At 55.2% G+C, this 18,528-nt stretch carries 17 protein-coding genes; 6 read left to right on the top strand and 11 right to left on the bottom strand.

What is annotated here, in order from left to right:
• Positions 1-70: 70 nt before the first annotated feature.
• Both rstB and rstA read right to left on the bottom strand, forming a co-directional pair.
• On the bottom strand, positions 71-1,372 hold the full coding sequence (rstB, locus tag ACMYSO_RS03185) for a two-component system sensor histidine kinase RstB (protein WP_434669261.1): 1,302 nt from the start codon (positions 1,370-1,372) through the stop codon (positions 71-73).
• 106 nt (positions 1,373-1,478) lie between these two features.
• A complete protein-coding gene (gene rstA / locus ACMYSO_RS03180) occupies positions 1,479-2,195 on the bottom strand; it encodes a two-component system response regulator RstA (protein ID WP_434669259.1) in 717 nt (238 codons plus the stop codon).
• A gap of 173 nt (positions 2,196-2,368) precedes the next feature.
• On the opposite strand from rstA, the gene ACMYSO_RS03175 reads away from it, so the two are divergent.
• Positions 2,369-2,704: a GlpM family protein gene (locus ACMYSO_RS03175; protein ID WP_123754556.1), complete on the top strand. Its 336-nt coding sequence runs from the start codon at positions 2,369-2,371 to the stop codon at positions 2,702-2,704.
• Here the strand turns inward: ACMYSO_RS03175 and folM are convergent.
• From folM to ydgH, 3 genes are all read right to left on the bottom strand, one after another.
• A complete protein-coding gene (gene folM, locus ACMYSO_RS03170) occupies positions 2,701-3,426 on the bottom strand; it encodes a dihydromonapterin reductase (RefSeq protein WP_434669257.1) in 726 nt (241 codons plus the stop codon). The two genes, ACMYSO_RS03175 and folM, sit on opposite strands and share 4 nt — an antisense overlap.
• A gap of 36 nt (positions 3,427-3,462) precedes the next feature.
• Positions 3,463-4,845, bottom strand: coding sequence for an amino acid permease (locus ACMYSO_RS03165; RefSeq protein ID WP_434669256.1), 1,383 nt, complete (start codon positions 4,843-4,845; stop codon positions 3,463-3,465).
• 178 nt (positions 4,846-5,023) lie between these two features.
• Positions 5,024-5,974, bottom strand: a complete 951-nt coding sequence (ydgH, locus tag ACMYSO_RS03160) for a DUF1471 family protein YdgH (RefSeq protein ID WP_434669255.1) — start codon at positions 5,972-5,974, stop codon at positions 5,024-5,026.
• A 519-nt stretch (positions 5,975-6,493) separates the two neighbouring features.
• On the opposite strand from ydgH, the gene pntA reads away from it, so the two are divergent.
• The 3 genes from pntA (at position 6,494) to ACMYSO_RS03145 (ending at position 9,759) form a co-directional block, all read left to right on the top strand.
• On the top strand, positions 6,494-8,023 hold the full coding sequence (pntA, locus tag ACMYSO_RS03155) for a Re/Si-specific NAD(P)(+) transhydrogenase subunit alpha (protein WP_434584522.1): 1,530 nt from the start codon (positions 6,494-6,496) through the stop codon (positions 8,021-8,023).
• 10 nt (positions 8,024-8,033) lie between these two features.
• Entirely contained in the window at positions 8,034-9,422 is a 1,389-nt protein-coding gene (gene pntB / locus ACMYSO_RS03150) for a Re/Si-specific NAD(P)(+) transhydrogenase subunit beta (protein ID WP_434669253.1), read from the top strand.
• 148 nt (positions 9,423-9,570) lie between these two features.
• The gene (locus ACMYSO_RS03145) at positions 9,571-9,759 is read left to right on the top strand and encodes a YdiH family protein (protein ID WP_123754549.1); all 189 of its coding nucleotides are present in this window, start codon (positions 9,571-9,573) and stop codon (positions 9,757-9,759) included.
• Between the two features lie 137 nt (positions 9,760-9,896).
• On the opposite strand, the gene uspE is transcribed toward ACMYSO_RS03145, so the two are convergent.
• From uspE to ogt, 3 genes are all read right to left on the bottom strand, one after another.
• Positions 9,897-10,847 (bottom strand): universal stress protein UspE, encoded by a 951-nt coding sequence (gene uspE / locus ACMYSO_RS03140; RefSeq protein WP_123754548.1) that lies wholly within the window; start codon positions 10,845-10,847, stop codon positions 9,897-9,899.
• 138 nt (positions 10,848-10,985) lie between these two features.
• Positions 10,986-11,738, bottom strand: a complete 753-nt coding sequence (gene fnr, locus ACMYSO_RS03135; RefSeq protein ID WP_004862555.1) for a fumarate/nitrate reduction transcriptional regulator Fnr — start codon at positions 11,736-11,738, stop codon at positions 10,986-10,988.
• Between the two features lie 195 nt (positions 11,739-11,933).
• Entirely contained in the window at positions 11,934-12,449 is a 516-nt protein-coding gene (gene ogt / locus ACMYSO_RS03130; protein ID WP_434669250.1) for a methylated-DNA--[protein]-cysteine S-methyltransferase, read from the bottom strand.
• Between the two features lie 136 nt (positions 12,450-12,585).
• Between ogt and ACMYSO_RS03125 the strand changes: the two genes are divergently transcribed.
• The gene (locus tag ACMYSO_RS03125; protein WP_434669249.1) at positions 12,586-12,852 is read left to right on the top strand and encodes a hypothetical protein; all 267 of its coding nucleotides are present in this window, start codon (positions 12,586-12,588) and stop codon (positions 12,850-12,852) included.
• A 230-nt stretch (positions 12,853-13,082) separates the two neighbouring features.
• On the opposite strand, the gene abgT is transcribed toward ACMYSO_RS03125, so the two are convergent.
• Genes abgT through ACMYSO_RS03110 form a run of 3 tightly spaced genes read right to left on the bottom strand, consistent with a single transcriptional unit; the run spans position 13,083 to position 17,424 of the window.
• Complete coding sequence (gene abgT, locus ACMYSO_RS03120; RefSeq protein ID WP_434669247.1) at positions 13,083-14,609, bottom strand: p-aminobenzoyl-glutamate transporter; 1,527 nt, start codon at positions 14,607-14,609, stop codon at positions 13,083-13,085.
• A gap of 59 nt (positions 14,610-14,668) precedes the next feature.
• The gene (locus ACMYSO_RS03115; RefSeq protein ID WP_434669245.1) at positions 14,669-16,114 is read right to left on the bottom strand and encodes a M20 family metallopeptidase; all 1,446 of its coding nucleotides are present in this window, start codon (positions 16,112-16,114) and stop codon (positions 14,669-14,671) included.
• Positions 16,114-17,424, bottom strand: a complete 1,311-nt coding sequence (locus ACMYSO_RS03110; protein WP_434669244.1) for a M20 family metallo-hydrolase — start codon at positions 17,422-17,424, stop codon at positions 16,114-16,116. Before ACMYSO_RS03110 ends, ACMYSO_RS03115 begins: the two co-directional genes overlap by 1 nt.
• Positions 17,425-17,590: 166 nt before the next feature.
• On the opposite strand from ACMYSO_RS03110, the gene ACMYSO_RS03105 reads away from it, so the two are divergent.
• On the top strand, positions 17,591-18,502 hold the full coding sequence (locus tag ACMYSO_RS03105; protein WP_434669243.1) for a LysR family transcriptional regulator: 912 nt from the start codon (positions 17,591-17,593) through the stop codon (positions 18,500-18,502).
• Positions 18,503-18,528 lie beyond the last annotated feature (26 nt).

Raw genomic sequence — 18,528 nt, 5'->3', positions numbered from 1 at the left:
ATTCACCTTAGTTACAACATACTGTTTGATTAATGACTATACGCAGGCCGCGGCTTCGCTGCAAGAACCGTCAGGCAGTACTTAAATCGGGCAACTGGTGGTAGATGGGCCAGCTGAAACTAAAACGTGCACCGCCGAGCGAACTGGCGTCGCAGCTGACGTCTCCGGACATGGCCTGGGCGATACTGTGCACGATCGCCAGTCCCAGCCCACAGCCGCCGGTGGCACGGTCGCGGCTTGGGTCGAGTCGTACAAATGGCTCAAACACCCGTTCACGCTCATCTGGCGCGATCCCCGGCCCGTCATCCTCAACCTGTAGCGTCGCCCGGGAGCCCTGCAGCGTCAGGCTCACCTGGATACGTTGACTGCTGTAGCGCAGGGCATTGTTTACCAGGTTATCCAGTACGCGCGCCATCAGGCGCATATCCAGCGCGCCGTAATTACCGGCAACGATATTATGCAGCGTCACATCACGCTGCGGGTTGACCAGCTGGATCTCATCGATGTGGGTCTCTATCCACGCCGGGAAATCGGGGGTGGTCAGGTTCAGCTCATTCTGCGGCCGGTCCAGTCGGGCGTAGGTCAGCAGTTCTTCAATTAACGCTTCCAACTGGCCGATATCGCGGTTCAGCGCCTGCGACTCCGCCTCGGTTAGATTTTCACTCATCTCCAGGCGATAGCGCAGGCGTACCAGTGGGGTGCGTAACTCGTGCGCAATCCCGTCAATCAACTGCTTCTTACTGGCGATCAGCGCATTGATGTTGTCAGCCATCTGATTAAAGGCCACCCCCAAACGCTCGAAGCTGGACATGCTGTCGAAGTGGATCCGTTCAGTAAAATGTCCTTCACCGAAGCGCTGGGCGGCGGTCTCGAGGCGCAACATATCCTGCCAGTGAGGACGCATCCAGATAAACACCGGAAAGGCCAGGGAGATAGCGATGAAAGCCATCAACGCCACATCCAGCAGGCGCATTTCATGCAAAAAGTAGAGATAAGGCACTGGGCCCACCGATAAAACATAGTGGCTGCGCGGGATCCGCTGGATGAAAGTGTATTCGTCATCGAGGGCGACAATATCGCCGGCACGCAGATGCTGCATCGAGTTTTCTGAGAGCTTAAATTTGCTCAGCGGCTCGATGTGCAGATCAAATGACAGATTAAGGTCCAGCTCTTTCAGCGTTTTGCTCCAGTCCCGCGGCGGTATCTCCCGCAGTTCACTGCGCATTAAATACAGCGAGCTCTTCATCAGGTCGTCCAGCGACTGCCGGCCAGCGCGTTCGGCGGTGAATTTATACACCAGCCCCACAAGCATCGTCATCACCAGGAAGCAGACGAACAGCAGAAGGTAGAACTGCACAAACAGCTTTTTCATAAAATCTCACCGCAATAGTCACGCTGAACGATATTGTGTTGATGTTGACCCGCGCAGACAGCGTCATCGGCCTGAATGGTAGATATCCCGGCCGATGGCTGAGCCGTTAGTTATCCCAGGCGTGCGGGGCGAACAGATAGCCTTTATTCCGCACCGTTTTGATGCGATAGGGTTCCGTTGCGCTATCGAGCAGTTTCTTACGCAGACGAGAAATCGCCACATCGACGCTGCGATCCATCCCGTCGTAACTCACGCCACGCAGGTTTTTCAGCAGGGCATCGCGATCCATAATTTGCCCGGCATGGGTTGCCAGCTCCCACAGCAGTTCAAAATCGGCGGTGGACAGGGCGACGCTCTCGCCGCCGAGGAGGACCTGACGATTGACCGGGTCGATCAGCAGCGAGCCGAAGGTGATGGTTTTATGTTGGGTGAGCGCCGTTGGGGTGGTATTCACCGCCACGGTGACGTGCTGGCGCAAATGGAGACGCAGGCGGGCTAGCAGCACGGCAGGCGGCGTGGTTTTCAGGATGTAATCACTGGCGCCCATTTCCAAAGACAATATATGGTTCATATCGCTATCGAGCGAGGTGAGCAGCACAATCGGACCTTGCCACTGACCACGAAGATCGCGGCACAGCGTCATGCCATCTTTTCCGGGCAGCATGATGTCCAGTAACACCAGGTCGGGTTTTTCCACGGCGATAACCGCTTCTGCCCTGTCACCGCGTGGTTCCACTACCACATCCATATCGTGCTTTCCGAGATAGGCTGCAATCAGCGCGCCCACTTCCGGATCATCCTCAACAAAAACGATCTTATTCATATAATAGGTATTCAAGAAAAAGAATTAACATACACCGGCACTACTGTACCCGCCATTACTCTTTTATAAAAATGGATGTCACCCTGCAGGCCTATTGTCGTGAAGGATATTGTGTATCTGTCTACTTCCGCTATGCTGCTTCATCTTGTTGTTAAAAGGTTAAGGCTTTAGGTATGGCGTTGTTGATAAAAGCGTTGCTAGGGGCGCTGGTGGTGGTGTTGATTGGAGTGCTGTCTAAAACCAAAAACTATTATATTGCCGGATTAATTCCGCTGTTTCCGACGTTTGCCCTGATCGCGCATTATATTGTCGCCAGCGAGCGCGGCATTGAAGCACTGCGCACGACCATTGTTTTTGGGATGTGGTCCATTATTCCCTATTTCATATATCTGCTGTCGCTGTGGTACTTCACCGCAATGATGCGCCTGCCTTACGCGTTGGCGGGCGCAGTCGGATGCTGGAGCTTGTGTGCCTGGCTTCTGATTCTCGGCTGGAGCCGGTTCCACTAGCGCAGGTGTCTGCCGCCATCCACGGCGAAAGAACGTCCGGTCACGAAATGACTGGCAAACAGGTATTCGAGCAGGTCGATAATTTCCTGCTCACCCGCCACGCTTTTCATCAGTGATTTATCCAGCGCCTGCCGACGATATTCGGCATCGTCACCTTCATTAAACATGATCAGCGACGGTGCCACCGCGTTGACTTTGATTTCCGGCGCCAGCTTGCGGGCAAAGGAGCGGGTCATGTTATCCAGCGCGGCCTTGCTGGCGGCATAGGCGATATGTTTATCACTACCGCGTTCTACCACATAGTCCGTGATATGAATAATATCGCTAGCGGCATGACCGTGACCGCGGAGCAGGCCTTCCAACGCATGGTTCAGGAGATAGGGGACATGGACGTGGATCTGCATCATGCTGGACAGTACGGTGCTCAACGGGACGCCTGGCTTTTCCGCCATCCAGTCGCTGGCATTATGGACAATGGCGCGCAGACCGTTGCCGGCATGCTGCTTCACCGCTTCGGCGAAAGTCATAATCGCGTCGTCGCTGTTGAAATCGGCGGCGAGGCAAATGGCCCCGGCATTGCGCAGCGCGTCAATAGCTGGATAGTGGGTGCGATAACTGATGATAACCGGCTGCTGTTGACTCAGAAAATGGTGCGCCAGTGCGAGGCCAATACGGCGGCCTCCTCCGGTAATTAATATCGGGCGAGGCTGTCGGGTATCCATGGGTATCTCCATTGAGTTAAGCGGCAGGGCAACCGCTTACCCCACCAGCATCCACGTTGCCGGTACGGCGGCAACCAGTAAAAAAGCAATTAAGGCTAATTCACGGCGTTTAAGCATGCGATCGTGCTGGTGCGTACGGCGCGCGTACAGGAAAACCAGAAGACCCGGAGCGTAAAGTATCACTGACAATAATAAATGCACAGGGCCGGATGCATATAATAACCATAAGCCATAAATGCAGGCGCCGACACCCACCACCTTATGTACCGGGCGTACGGCAATCTTCAGCAGGAAGGCGCCAACCAGGAAATAGGGGACCAGAATCATCTCGGAGGCGATGGTCAACAGCGTATTGTAATCTGACTTAGTCAGCCAGATCAGCACCAGCGACAACTGGACGCTGATATTGGTCAGCCACAGGGATGACGACGGCGCATTATTTTTGTTCTGCCGGGCAAACATCCGCGGAAACGCTTTATGCGTGGCGGCCAGCCACGGGACTTCCGCGGCCATAATGGTCCAGCTCAGGTACGCGCCGCAGACGGAAACAATCAGCCCGGCGGCAATCACCACTTCGCCCCAGGAGCCCATCATTTTCACCATCAGTCCGGCCATCGACGGGTTGCGCATTTCGGCCAGTTCAGGTCGGGCGACCACGCCCAGCGACAGCAGCGTGACCAACAGGTATACCGCCAGCGCAGAAAGCACCGCTAACAGGGTTGCCCGGCCAACATCCTGCTTATTGCGCGCACGGGCGGAAACTACCACGGCACCTTCGACGCCGATAAACACCCACAGAGTGATGAGCATGGTGTTTTTGACCTGTTCCCAGACCGGCACGCCGAGCGCCACGCCGCTGAAATCAAGCTTAAAGGTCTCGAGACGAAAGGCCATAATGGCCAGTACGACAAAAGCACCGAGCGGGACCAGTTTGGCAAGCGTGGCAATCAGGTTTATCCCTGCTGCGGTTTGTACGCCGCGCAGCACCAGGAAGTGCACCACCCACAGCAGCAGCGAAGCGCCGACGATCGCCTGCCAGGTATTGCCGTTACCGAAAATAGTGTGGCCAGGGATATCGGTGAAGAAGCTGAGCGCGGCAAAGACAATCACCAGATAAGAGACGTTGGCGATCACCGCACACAGCCAGTATCCCCAGGCGGAACAGAAACCGATCAGTTCACCAAAGCCTTCGCGGGCATAGGTGAAAATACCGCCGTCCAGCTCGGGGCGAATACGGGTCAGCAGCAGCATCGCGAAGGCGAGGAATAAAATACCCACGCCGGTAATCGCCCAACCGATCAGCAGGGCCGATGGACTGGCGACGGCCGCCATATTTTGCGGCAGGCTGAACACGCCAGCGCCCAGCATGGAGCTCAGTACCAGGGCAGTCAAGGCGCTGAGGCCCAGTTTCTTTTCCATTGTATTCCCGAGGTGACGGCAGTGAATCAAGAATATTTATTTGGCGAAATCGCATAAAAATGGAGGATTACGCTAAGGCGCGGGATTTTACGGAGTGTCTTGTACGCATGCAATGGTGACGGGTGAAAAAAAACAAAAAGGCGGCTGGATGCCGCCTTTTTAGACAGAACAGGCGCGATTACTTATACAGATCTGCGCTGATGGTGATGTTACCACCACGTTCCTGCCACTGGCGGGTGATGTGGTAGAACTTGGCACCTTTCTTCGCGGCACGTTTCGCGGTCTGGTAGGAAATTTCGGTCATGTTGCCGTAGTTCCCGGTGAACTTAATGCTATCGAATGGCGCCATCTGTGCCGCGGTGATCTTGTTCACTTCCTCGACTTTGGTACCGTCCGGCAGGGTGACAGTGTAACGTCCGCCTTTCGATGACTGGGTTTCGAAGAAGCGACCGACACCGGTACCCGCACCGACCGCAGCGGTGGTGGCGACGCCCGGGATTTCAACGTTTTTCGCAGCGCTACCGCCTTCAGCCAGCGCAGCACGCCCGGCTTCAGAATCTGCCGGAATGGCATCCGGGCTCTGCAGAACGCGTTTTTTGGCGTCGGCTTTGTAGACATAGGCGGTAATACGCTGGTTGCCGCCCTGGTTGGCATCAACCTGACGGACGATAAAGAAGGAGGCTGCACCCTTGGCTTTCGCCGCTTTGGTGATCGCGTCATTCACTTCTGGCTGGCTGCGATAGAAGCCCTGCACGGTCACGGTATCGAAAGGTTCCAGCTCAACCGCCTGGTCTTTCGGCAGCTCCATCACGCCGTTGATAACGCGGTTTTTAGGCGCATCGGCCTGAGGGGCGTTGTCTTTGTAGAAATCGGCCGTGACGCGCCAGTTACCGCTGTTGCCATAATCAGAAGTGTCGACAACATAAAACGAGGCCGCGCCTTCTTTGTCCGCTTTGCGGGACATTGCTTTCACTGCATCGCCAATCGCCGTAAAACGACCCGTGATCACCACCCGATCGTAGGGTTTTAACGCCGCTGCCTGCTCCGGAGTCAGCTCGGTCGCTGCATGGGCTGACAATGCCGTCGTAGCCAGAAGAGCAGACGCCAGGAGTGAGTTCTTAAGCTTCATAAAAATAATCCTTTGCCTTGCGCAAACCATGTATTGGTATTGTTGTTGACTGATAACGCTCGATTATTGCATTTAAAAGGAGCGACTGTCTGCGTCATTTTTTGTTGACCGCCCGAAAGGTGCGTCACAGAAACATAACAAATTGTGATATGTTGAAAAAACAGCCGCTTGACCAGCAAAATTGATAATCGATATCACTTTTATAAGTTAATGTAATGTTAATTCCTTGTTTAGGTCGGCGGTTAATGGTGTGTAAACGCTCCAGTTAAGCGAATTATCAGGCCTGGCTATAAAATTAAGGTAAATATTGCTGCCTGACACGGTTCACGGTGAGTTTTACCAATAAAATCAAAATTTCTGTTTTATCGCTGTAGATCACAATCGGTATTTTCAGTAGGTTATAAAAAGTTTGTTACTGTTTCATTTATCCGTCGATGAGGGGACCATGACGTTGTTGTCATGACCCCTTGTCGGTGAGAAGAAGAAAACCATCATCAAAAACCGATGGAAGGGAAAACTATGCGTATCGGGGTACCAAAAGAACGGTTTGCCAATGAAACCCGCGTAGCCGCCACGCCGAAAACGGTGGAGCAGCTACTGAAACTCGGGTTTACCGTCGCTGTTGAAAGCGGCGCGGGCCAGCTGGCAAGTTTCGATGACGACGCCTTTATTCAGGCGGGAGCTGAAGTGGTGGAGGGTGCCGAAGTCTGGCAGTCGCCCATTATTCTTAAGGTCAATGCACCTGAAGAACATGAAATTGCGTTGCTAAATCCAGGCACCACGCTGGTGAGTTTTATCTGGCCGGCACAAAATCCTGAATTAATGGCGAAGCTGGCTGAGCGCAATATTAACGTCATGGCGATGGATTCGGTGCCGCGTATTTCGCGCGCCCAGTCGCTGGATGCGTTAAGTTCAATGGCCAACATCGCCGGCTATCGTGCGATTGTAGAAGCGGCCCATGAATTTGGTCGTTTCTTTACTGGTCAGATCACCGCCGCGGGCAAAGTGCCACCGGCAAAAGTGATGGTGATCGGCGCCGGCGTTGCCGGACTGGCAGCCATCGGTGCAGCGAATAGCCTCGGGGCGATCGTACGTGCGTTTGATACCCGTCCGGAAGTAAAAGAACAGGTGCAGAGTATGGGCGCCGAGTTCCTTGAGCTGGACTTTAAGGAAGAGGCCGGCAGTGGCGATGGGTATGCCAAAGTCATGTCTGAAGCCTTTATTAAAGCGGAAATGGCGCTGTTTGCCGCCCAGGCAAAAGAAGTCGACATTATCGTCACCACCGCGCTGATCCCAGGCAAACCGGCACCGAAGCTGATTACTCGCGAAATGGTCGATTCCATGACCGCCGGTAGCGTTGTGGTCGACCTGGCCTCGCAGAATGGCGGCAACTGTGAATACACCGTCCCAGGCGAAGTGGTCACCACTGCCAACGGCGTGAAGATCATTGGTTATACCGACCTGCCGGGCCGTCTGCCGACGCAGTCCTCCCAGCTGTACGGCACCAACCTGGTCAACCTGCTGAAGCTGCTCTGCAAAGAGAAAGATGGCAACATCACCATCGACTTTGACGACGTTGTCGTCCGTGGCGTGACCGTCGTGCGTGAAGGCGAAGTGACCTGGCCGGCGCCGCCGATTCAGGTTTCCGCTCAGCCGCAGGCTGCAGCGAAGACCGTAGAGGCACCTAAAGAGCCAGAAAAACCGGCTTCACCGTGGCGCAAATACGCGCTGATGGCGCTGGCGATTATTCTGTTCGGCTGGCTGGCTAACGTTGCGCCGAAAGAATTCCTCGGACACTTCACCGTGTTCGCGCTCTCCTGCGTGGTTGGCTATTACGTGGTATGGAACGTTTCCCATGCGCTGCATACGCCGCTGATGTCGGTCACTAACGCCATTTCAGGGATTATTGTTGTCGGGGCATTATTGCAGATCGGCCACGGTGGCTGGGTCAGCTTCCTGAGTTTTATCGCGGTGCTGATCGCCAGCATTAATATTTTTGGTGGTTTCACCGTTACTCAGCGCATGCTGAAAATGTTCCGCAAAGGATAAGGGGTAACACATGTCTGGTGGATTAGTTACAGCTGCATACATTGTTGCCGCGATCCTCTTTATTTTTAGCCTGGCCGGGCTTTCCAAACACGAGTCATCTCAGCAGGGCAACTACTTCGGTGTTGCCGGGATGGCTATTGCGCTGATCGCTACCATTCTGGGGCCGGACAGCAGCAACGTCGCGTGGATCCTGCTGGCGATGGTTATTGGTGGCGCAATCGGTATTCGTCTGGCGAAGAAAGTCGAAATGACCGAAATGCCGGAGCTGGTGGCGGTTCTCCACAGTTTTGTCGGCCTTGCGGCGGTGCTGGTAGGCTTTAACAGCTACCTGCAGCATGAAACCGGTATGGAACAGATTCTGGTCAATATTCATCTGACCGAAGTGTTCCTCGGTATCTTCATCGGTGCGGTAACCTTCACCGGTTCGATCGTGGCGTTTGGCAAGTTGTGCGGCAAGATGTCATCTAAACCGCTGATGCTGCCGCACCGCCATAAGCTGAACCTGGCGGCGCTGGTCGTTTCCTTCCTGCTGCTGGTGGCCTTTGTCCGTACCGACAGCACCGGAACTCAGGTGCTGGCGCTGCTGGTGATGACCGTTATCGCTCTGGCCTTTGGCTGGCACCTGGTGGCCTCCATCGGCGGCGCAGATATGCCGGTGGTCGTGTCGATGCTGAACTCCTACTCGGGCTGGGCAGCGGCAGCGGCAGGCTTTATGCTGAGCAACGACCTGCTGATCGTCACCGGTGCGCTGGTGGGCTCGTCAGGGGCGATTCTTTCCTACATCATGTGTAAGGCGATGAACCGTTCGTTCTTCAGCGTCATTGCTGGTGGTTTTGGTACCGATGGTTCCTCAACCGGTAGCGATGAGGAAGTGGGTGAACACCGCGAAATCAGCGCCGAAGATACCGCTGAAATGCTGAAAAACTCGCACTCGGTGATCATCACCCCTGGCTACGGCATGGCGGTGGCACAGGCACAGTACCCGGTGGCTGAGATCACCGAACGACTCCGCGCTCGCGGCATCAAAGTCCGTTTTGGTATTCACCCGGTTGCCGGTCGTTTACCTGGACACATGAACGTGCTGTTGGCGGAAGCGAAAGTGCCGTACGACGTGGTGCTGGAAATGGATGAGATCAACGATGATTTCACCGACACTGACACCGTGCTGGTTATCGGCGCGAATGACACCGTTAACCCAGCGGCGCAGGACGATCCGAAGAGCCCGATTGCCGGCATGCCGGTACTGGAAGTGTGGAAAGCGCAGAATGTGGTGGTCTTTAAGCGTTCAATGAATACCGGCTATGCTGGTGTACAGAATCCGCTGTTCTTTAAGGACAATACCCATATGCTGTTTGGTGATGCGAAAGCCAGCGTGGACGCCATCCTCAAAGCACTGTAATCCTGCATCATCCTAAATAATCTTTAATTATGAAGCCGTCTCTGCTGAGACGGCTTTTTCATATATACAGCAAGGCCACTAATTGCTCATAAAATCATCACCCCGGAGTGCTATAATAAGCCTGTTTTTTCATCACTCTGAGGATATTATGGATACCGAATTAACCCCCGCACAAATGGCAATCGAGTTCCTGCGTCGTGACCCAACAGCTTTAACCCCCGCGCAGTACCTGAAAAAATTCAAACTACTCGAGCTGGAATTTGCCGATCTGATGTCTCTTTCCGCACTTGAACTGAAAGAAGAGATCGATCACGCGTGGCGTTTAGGTATTCATTAACAGCAACGTGGCTGTAGTATCGCGATGAACGGGGCCGGAAGGCCCTTTTTTTATGCCAGCAGGGCGAGGTGGCGAGAAAAAAATCCCCCGCCGGAGCAGGGGATACAGTGATGTACACGGGTGCTTCAGCTGCGATATTAATCGTCGTCTTCGTCATCCATTTCAACCGGCGTTTTGTATTGTTCCGGCTTGAGTACCAGCAGATCGCAGCGGAGATGGTCAATAACCTGTTCGGCGGTATTGCCAAGAAACGCCGCCGAAATCCCGGTGCGCCCAACGGTACCCAACACGACAATCCCCGCCTGCAGATGTTCAGAGAGGTCGGGGATCACCTCTTCAGGTAACCCTTTCTCAACGTGCGTACGGTTTTCGTCAATGCCAAATTTTTGCCGCAGCGCTTTCATCGCCAGCAGGTGCTGGCCACGAATAGCGTCGTTGTAGATACTGGGATCAAAATCGGGAAGCTCAATGGCGATGTTGATTGGAGTGACCGGATAGGCACCGACCAGATGGACTTCGGTATGGTTGACCTGGTCCGCCAGCTCCAGCGTCTCTTTGACTAACTTCTCGTTTAACGCGTCGTGGTAGTTCTCTTCACTGGCAAGATTGACCGCCACCAGCGCTTTGCCGCCTTCCGGCCACGGCTGGTCTTTGACCATCCACACCGGGCAGGGACATTTGCGCAGCAAATGCCAGTCGGTTGGGGTGAAAATCACCGCCTCCAGCTTGTCATGCTGGTGCGCCATCTTCAGCAGTAAATCGTGTTTGTCGGTGAGGATCTCCTGGATAATGGCTTCGAAGGGTCGATTGTGCCATACCACTTTGATGTCGATCGGAATACCGGACTCAATATAAAACCGCGCCTGCTCTTTGATCCAGGCACTACGTTGACTGATGACGCCCTGACGCATCGCCGTACGCTCATCGGGCGATAGCAGCGTGGTCATCTCATAGGAAAAATCATAGATCGGCAAAAAGGCTTTGATGCGTCCACCAATCCGTTGGTGTAGATACACCGCACGCCGCAATGCAGGCTGGTCGTCCTGATTGGGGTCGATTACTACCAGCATGTTCTGATACTTCGCCATACAGGGTCTCCTTACAACTGTAACCACAGTCTGTAATTAAAAAGATAACCTATATGGATGAAATGAAACAGGGGATGACCCTGGCCAGATCAACAAATCAGAAAAAAATTAGCGATCTGGCAAGGGAAAAGCGAAGGGTCAGGCGACGTTACGGGCCTGGCCTGCGAGTTGCGCAAGCAGGTCACTATTCTCGATGGTGATATATTTGCCTTTCACTGCCAGCATACCGCTTTTCTGGAAACGGCCTAGCAGGCGGCTGATGGTCTCTACCGTCAGACCCAGGTAGTTACCGATATCGCCGCGGGTCATCGTCAGACGGAACTCACGAGGCGAGAAGCCGCGTTGCGCAAAACGACGGGACAGATTGTAGATAAAGGCCGCCAGGCGCTCTTCTGCATTCTTTTTGGAAAGCAGCAGAATCATATCCTGATCGCCTTTAATCTCGCCGCTCATCAGGCGCATCATCTGCTGACGCAGATTTGGCATTTTCCCGGAAAGATCGTCCAGCGTTTCGAAAGGAATTTCGCAGACCATTGAGGTTTCCAGCGCCTGCGCAAAGCTCGGATGCAGTGCGGTACCGATAGCATCAAAACCGACTAAATCGCCCGCCAGGTGGAAACCGGTAATCTGTTCGTCACCTTGTTCGGTGATCGTGTAGCTCTTGATGGTACCAGAACGGATCGCATACAGAGATTTCAGCTCATCACCAGCTTTGAACAGAGTCTGTCCTTTCTGGATAGGCTTTTTACGCTCGATGATATTATCCAGCTGATCAAGCTCGTGCTCGTTCAGAGTAAAAGGGATGCAAAGCTGGCTAATGCTGCAATCCTGACAATGGATTGCGCAACCGCCAGACTGAATGCGTCGAATAATTCTCTTTTCTGGGATCATAAGTCTGCTCAAGCCTTAATTGATATTGGTCAATTTTAACATCTTTTTGGTGAGCAGGTAAGCCTCGAACCGGTGAAACACGTAATATTAAAAGGGTAAATGCAATATTACTTTTATCTTATTGATAATAGGCAATATGTTTACCCGAAATTGATTGTAAAGTTGCCTGATGATTCCGATAAAAGGCACAGAGCGCTAAAGCAGCAAATACCCTTCATGGCGCAATAACCACTCTTTGCGCTGCACGCCACCGGCATAGCCGGTCATGGTGCCGTTACGACCAATCACCCGATGACAGGGCACGACGATACTGATCGGATTGGAGCCATTGGCGGCGCCCACCGCACGGGCGGCACCAGGGCGGCCTAATGTTTCAGCCAACTGACCATAATGCATGACGTGTCCGCAGGGGATGGTGCGCAGGGTTTGCCAGACTTCACGCTGAAACGGTGTGCCCGCCGTGGCCGTGGGTAAGGTGGCAATGATATCGAGGTCGCCGGCAAAGTAGGCGTCGAGCTTACGGCTTAAGCCTCCGGGGTCACGGGTTGATACGCGTTGGTAGCCTTCGCCGCGATAGTGCAGCTCCAGCAACTGCTCCATACGCTCACTATGCTCTTCCCATTCAACGGCGCGCAGGCGGAACTGCTCGTCACAGATAATCCATAATGGCCCAAGCGGGGTATCAATTTTGTCCTGAAGCAGTACCAGCATCGTTTCTCCCTAGCGTCTGTGCCGCAAAATAATCGCGGTCGTCTTACCACAAGATATCACGTCGCCTTTACCGGCAACTATACTCCTGAAAGAGAATCACCAGCACGGTGATGAAGGGCGGTACCTGGGGGAGAAAATGGCGCTATTTTTCAATCTTGAGTCGTCTGCGAAAACCGATAATCGGCACCATATATTCACGTTGATGATGTTTATTTTTGTATTAATTACGCCGCGCGTAGGCAAAGGGTTTTTGTTACTTTTGCTTCGCGGCGAATTCCCCTGTGCGGAGGAGCGTCCTGTTCATTTTTCTCTGCAGTTTGTCATACGCACGCGAATTAGTGAGAACGGGCTAATTCACCGGGAGGCACCCGGCGCCGTCAATAAATATACAGGCATTCCTTGAGTCAATTATTTTGCCAGCACCCCGGTGTTGGCATTTTTTTGCCAACCTAAAAGGTAACGATATGCAATACATTCTGACTGGGATTGTAATCTTAATTATCAGTGCGTTGTTGATTAACGCTGCCTCTATAATGGTCGAGTCTGTTTATAAGACCCTGAAAGGGATGCAGTTTAAGAAGAAGCATTTTTGATTTTGACGGTGGCCAGATTCTGGCCACCCCGTTCTTTTTGCTAGTGCAGACGCGGGTAAATGCCCGGACCTATCGGTAAACCCAGCCAGTACCACGCCACCAGCATCAGCAGCCAGACCGCGAGGAATATCAGCGGGTAGGGCAGCACCAGCGAATAGTACGTCCCGAGTTTTGCATCCCCGCGATAGCGTTGCAGGAAGCCGAGAAACAGCGGGACGAACGGCGATACCGGCGCCAGAGGCAGTACTGAAGAATCGGCGATACGAAACAGGATCTGCGCAAAGGCCGGGTGGAAACCGAGCAGCATAAACATCGGCACAAAGATCGGCGCCAGTATCGACCAGATAGCTGAACCGCTGGCGATAAACATGCACAAAAACGCCGACAGCAGCGCCAGGCCCAAAAACGCCGGAATGCCGTTTAATCCGGCGTGCTCCAGCAGGTCAGTCAGCCCCACCGCCATAAATTTCCCCATATTGCTCCAGTTGAAAATGGCAACAAACTGGGCCAGCGGGAACACCATCACGATAAATCCGGCCATCTCTTTCATCGGCTCGATCATTAACGGCGGTAAATCAGCCTGACGACGAATTTTCCCGGTGGCGATACCGTAGGCCAGGGAGACGAAAAAGAAGAAAAAGATGATCAGCGGCACAATGCCTTTAATAAACGGTGATGGCATCACCGTGTGGGCGACTGGGTCACGTAAAATGCCGTTCTCCGGCACCACCATAATGGCAACCAGGGCGATAAACACCAGCGCCGCAATCCCGGCGACCCGCAGCCCAAACCGTTGCTCCGGCGTCAGCGCCTGCAGGGCGTCTTCGCTGCGACCCTCCCATTTCCCCAGCCGCGGCTCAATAAGCTTATCGGTAATCAGGCCACCCACCAGGGTCAGCAGAATTACCGAACTGGCCATAAAGTACCAGTTATCGATCACGCTGACGTGCAGCGAACCATCGAGGGTTTTTGCCGCTTCGGTGCTGATCCCGGATAGCAGCACATCGGTGGTGACGATCAGCAAATTTGCGGTAAACCCGCAGCCGACGCCGGCTATCGCCGCCAGCAATCCGGCGACCGGATGCCGGCCAACGGCCAGGAACATCAACGCCCCTAACGGCGGCATTATCACCAGGGCGGCATCAGATGAGATATGGCTGAAAAAGGCAATAAACAGCACCATATAGCTGGCGTAACGTGCGCTGACGTGGGAGGCCATCTTGACCATCAACGCCGGCAGCAGGCCCACACGCTCGGCCAGCCCGGCACCGAGCACCAGCGCAAGAATAGCGCCCAGTGGGGCAAAACCGCTGAAGTTCTTGATCACGTTAGGCAAAAACCAGTGCAAGCCTTCAATGCTCAACAGGTTTTTCACCGCCACGGTGGAGCCGTCTGTCGGGTTAATCACGCTAACATCAAAGGCCGAAAGTGCGGCGGTAGCCAGCGCCAACGCCACAATCAAATAAATAAACAGCAAAAAAGGGTGCGGGACCTTATTCCCGACCTTCTCAACCCAGCCATAGAGCTTCCCGGTGGGGGAAGGCGACGGTATGGATGACATACTCATGGGCATTCCTCAGTCGTCGTTGTGTTGGTTGTTATGTTGTTGTGTTGGTTATTGTTTTATTATTTTAAAGGTGACGGTGTCACGTCTTGCGGGATCGGACAGCGATAGGGCCGCTCCGCCAGCTGCTGCGCCAGTTCTTGCTGACTGGCTTGCCGCAGCGCCGGGTCACTGAGCAGGCGAATGGCCGTTGCCCCCAGCACTTTCGCCGCCAGCAGCATGCCCTTGTGGGCAATGGCGGTTCGTCCCTGGCTCACCAGTTGCCAGCTGTGCAGCGGCGTCCCGATGGCAAAGCAGGGGCTGAAACACTGGGCGACCGGGGCTTTCCAGCTAACATCGCCCACGTCGGTTGATCCTGCCAGGATGTTGTCGGTCGCGCTCCAGGGGGCGACCTCGTCCGCCAGCAGGGTGTCGCGATGGCGACGGGCAAAAGATTTCCCCGCGTCACCGCCGGTTATGGCGATATTGTTCAGGCTATTGTTGCGGTCGTTTTCGCTGAGGGTCGCGCGGATCTCACTGGCGAACGCGCGATCCTGCTGACTCCAGGACGGGGTACCAAAGTGGCAGACCGCCTCATACATTGCCGCTTCCAGCGTGCGATTCGGCAGATAACCGGAACAGGCTTTTTCGAAGCGGCAGCTGACGGTGGTCTCGGTCATCAGCGCGGCGCCCTGTGCGATTTTTTCAATGCGCGCGTAGATCTGCTGAACATCGGCCATCTCAGGCGCGCGAATCAGATAGAGCACTTCCGCCTGCGCCTGCACAACGTTTGGTGAAATACCGCCGCTGTCGGTGATGGCGTAGTGGACGCGCGCTTTCTCGATGATGTGCTCGTTGAGGAAGTTAGTGCCGGTGGTCATCAGGGTGACGGCATCGAGGGCGCTGCGGCCAAGATGCGGCGAGTTGGCGGCATGCGCGGCGGTACCGCTGAAGCGCCAGGCCGCCTGAATGTTTGCCAGCGTGCTGGTGCTGAACATGCCGGCCCAGGCTTCGGGGTGCCACGTCAGGGCGGCATCCACATCGTCAAACAACCCCTCGCGAACCATAAAGGTCTTGCCGGAACCGCCTTCTTCGCCAGGGCAGCCGTAGAAACGCAGGGTGCCGCTGCCGCCGTGCTGTTGCAGCCAGTTTTTGCCCGCCACCGCGGCGGCGAAGGCGGCGGTGCCCAGCAGGTTATGACCACAGCCGTGGCCATTTTCACCCGGCGTGTCGCTGGCCTGATGCGCGCAGTGCGCCTGCTGACTCAGTCCCGCCAGCGCGTCATATTCACCCAGCAGGGCGATAACCGGTTTGCCGTGACCGACGCTGGCAATAAAGGCGTTGGGGATCCCGCCGGCGTCAAGGGTAAGCTGAAAACCTTCGGCTTCGAGCGCCGCCGCCAGCCGCCCGGCTGACCAGAACTCTTCAAAGCGTGTTTCCGGGTGATCCCAGATCTCATCGGCGATGGCGCTAAACTCAGCCGCGCGTGCATCGATGGTCTCATCGACAAAGCGATAGATATTCTCCATTACACACCTCGCGGCCAGGGAAAATTAAGGGCGGTGAGCGCTAAGGTTTCAACGGCCATGGCCATAACGCTCTCATCGAAATCGAACCGTTCGTTGTGGTGCCCGGCGCTGAGTTCGGTGCCAAAAATCATGTACGAGGCCAGGCCATGCTGTTCTTGCACTCTGGCCATCATCAGGGTGGCATCTTCCGACCCGGCCGGGGCGGCGATACGGTCGATGGCCTGCTCAACCCCCGGGGCCTGGGCGGCCTGTTCACGCAGATAGTTGACCCATGCTGGTGAAGGGACGCTGGAGGTGGCGGCTCCCATCAACCGGACGTTGACGCTGGCACCGTACATCGCCGCGGCACCGTCGATCACCGCCTGCGCCCGGTCGAAGACATACTGGTTGATGGCTTCAGTTTCACCGCGGGTTTCGACTTTGAGCAGTGCGCCGGAAGGGACCACATTGCGGCCGGTACCCGCCTGCATTACCCCGACGTTAACCCTTGAGGCACCGGCACTGTGTGGGGCGATAGCATGCAGGCCAATTACCGCCTGCGCGGCGGCAAGCAGGGCGTTACGACCGTCTTCCGGCTTGCCGCCCGCATGGGCCGCGACGCCGGTGAACTCAACGTCGAACTTGGTCGTCGCCATAAAATTATCACCGCCGCACACTACCGTGCCGACCGGCACGCCGGTGCCGATATGAATCGCGGTAAAGTAGTCAACGCCATCCAGTACGCCCGCTGCGACCATCGCCCGCGCCCCGCGGGTGCCTTCTTCGGCAGGCTGGAAGATCAGTTTAATCACGCCGTTTAGCTGGTCGGCATAGTGCTTCAGCACGTGGGCCAGCCCGAGGCCAATCGCGGTATGGCCATCATGCCCGCAGGCGTGCATCATCCCCTGATTGCAGGAGGCAAAATGCTCGCGGTACGGGCGGTGATGATCATCGGTTTGCTCATTCAGGTCGAGGGCGTCCATATCAACCCGGAAGGCCAGCGTCGGGCCAGGACGCCCGGTATCCAGAGTCGCGACCACCCCGGTGAAACCGCCTTCAAAGGCGCTGAGCCACGGCTCCGGCGCACCCTGCTGACGGGCGCGTAAAAATGCGCTGGCGAGGGTTGCCTCATCCGGCAATCCCATTCGACTTCCTGCATCGATAACATCCCGGCCCAGCGCCAGGTCATAGCCCAGCCGATGTAAGATCTCAGCGACTTTGCTGGCGGTACGAAACTCGAGCCAGCCGGACTCGGCATAGTGGTGTAAATCGCGACGCCATTGCGTCATTTCCGGCACCAGCTGGCGGATGTATTCATTGAGTAGCGGCATAACCAGGTCCTGTCATATTTAAAAATGTGATGTTGTTCACGGTGTGATAGCTTTTACTTATCACTGGCGGGTTTTTCGTCAGCACATTCTTACGTTGCCACAACAGTTTGCATTACAGTAGATGCCATTTTCTTCTGTTTGATAAACACTGGTTATCACCACGACGATGTCTTTTCAGATCAAATTTCATCAAATTCGCGCCTTCGTTGAGGTCGCCCGCCAGGGCAGCATTCGCGGTGCCAGCCGCACGCTGGCGCTGTCGCAACCGGCGCTGACCAAGGCGATTAAAGAGCTGGAAGAGGGGCTGTCGGCTCAGCTGTTCGTACGTCGCAGCCAGGGGGTATCGCTGACGGAGAATGGCGAAAGCTTCTATCAGCATGCCAGCCTGATTATCGAGGAGCTCCGGGCGGCGCAGGAGGATCTTCTGCAACGCCAGGGGGCGTTAACCGGGCAGATTAATATCGGCCTGGGCGCCAGCGTCGCACGTTCGCTGATGCCGTCGGTGATTTGCCGTTTCCATCAGCAGCACCCGCTGGTGAAGGTGCGGATCATGGAAGGTCAGCTGCTGTCGATGATCAACGAACTGCGTCAGGGCGAACTCGACTTCACCATCAATACCTACTATCCCGGCCCTTACGACCACGAATTCAGCTTTGAAAAGCTGTTTGAAAAACCGTTTGCGGTGTTCGCCCGGAGCGGGCATCCCGCGGCGCAGGCTACCTCCATCGATGAACTGCTGAACTATAGCTGGACCATGCCGACGCCGCGCGGCAGCTACTTTAAACAGCTCCAGGATCTGTTCAGCCACCGGGCGCAGATCCCCCACGTCGGCATCGTGTGCGAAACCTTCTCCTCGTGTATTAGCCTGGTGGTGCAGAGCGATTTTCTCAGCATTTTGCCGGTAGAGCTGGGAAGCGACCCGATGATAGCCGACAAGCTGGTGATGATTAACGTGCGTGAAACGTTGCCCAAAGCGACCTATTACCTGATCCAGCGGCGGGATATGTGCCAGACGCCGCTGACCGCATCGCTGATCACCCAGTTTCGTCGCCAGAGTCGTCACCAGTTTCCTGACTGAAGCGCTGCGGTTCACTTTGCCAGCGG

This window comes from Klebsiella sp. B345 (assembly GCF_051131735.1).
Taxonomy (GTDB): Bacteria; Pseudomonadota; Gammaproteobacteria; order Enterobacterales; family Enterobacteriaceae; genus Klebsiella.
The sequence above is the reverse complement of the archived record's forward strand: the minus strand, read 5'-3'. Positions and strand labels throughout refer to the sequence as shown.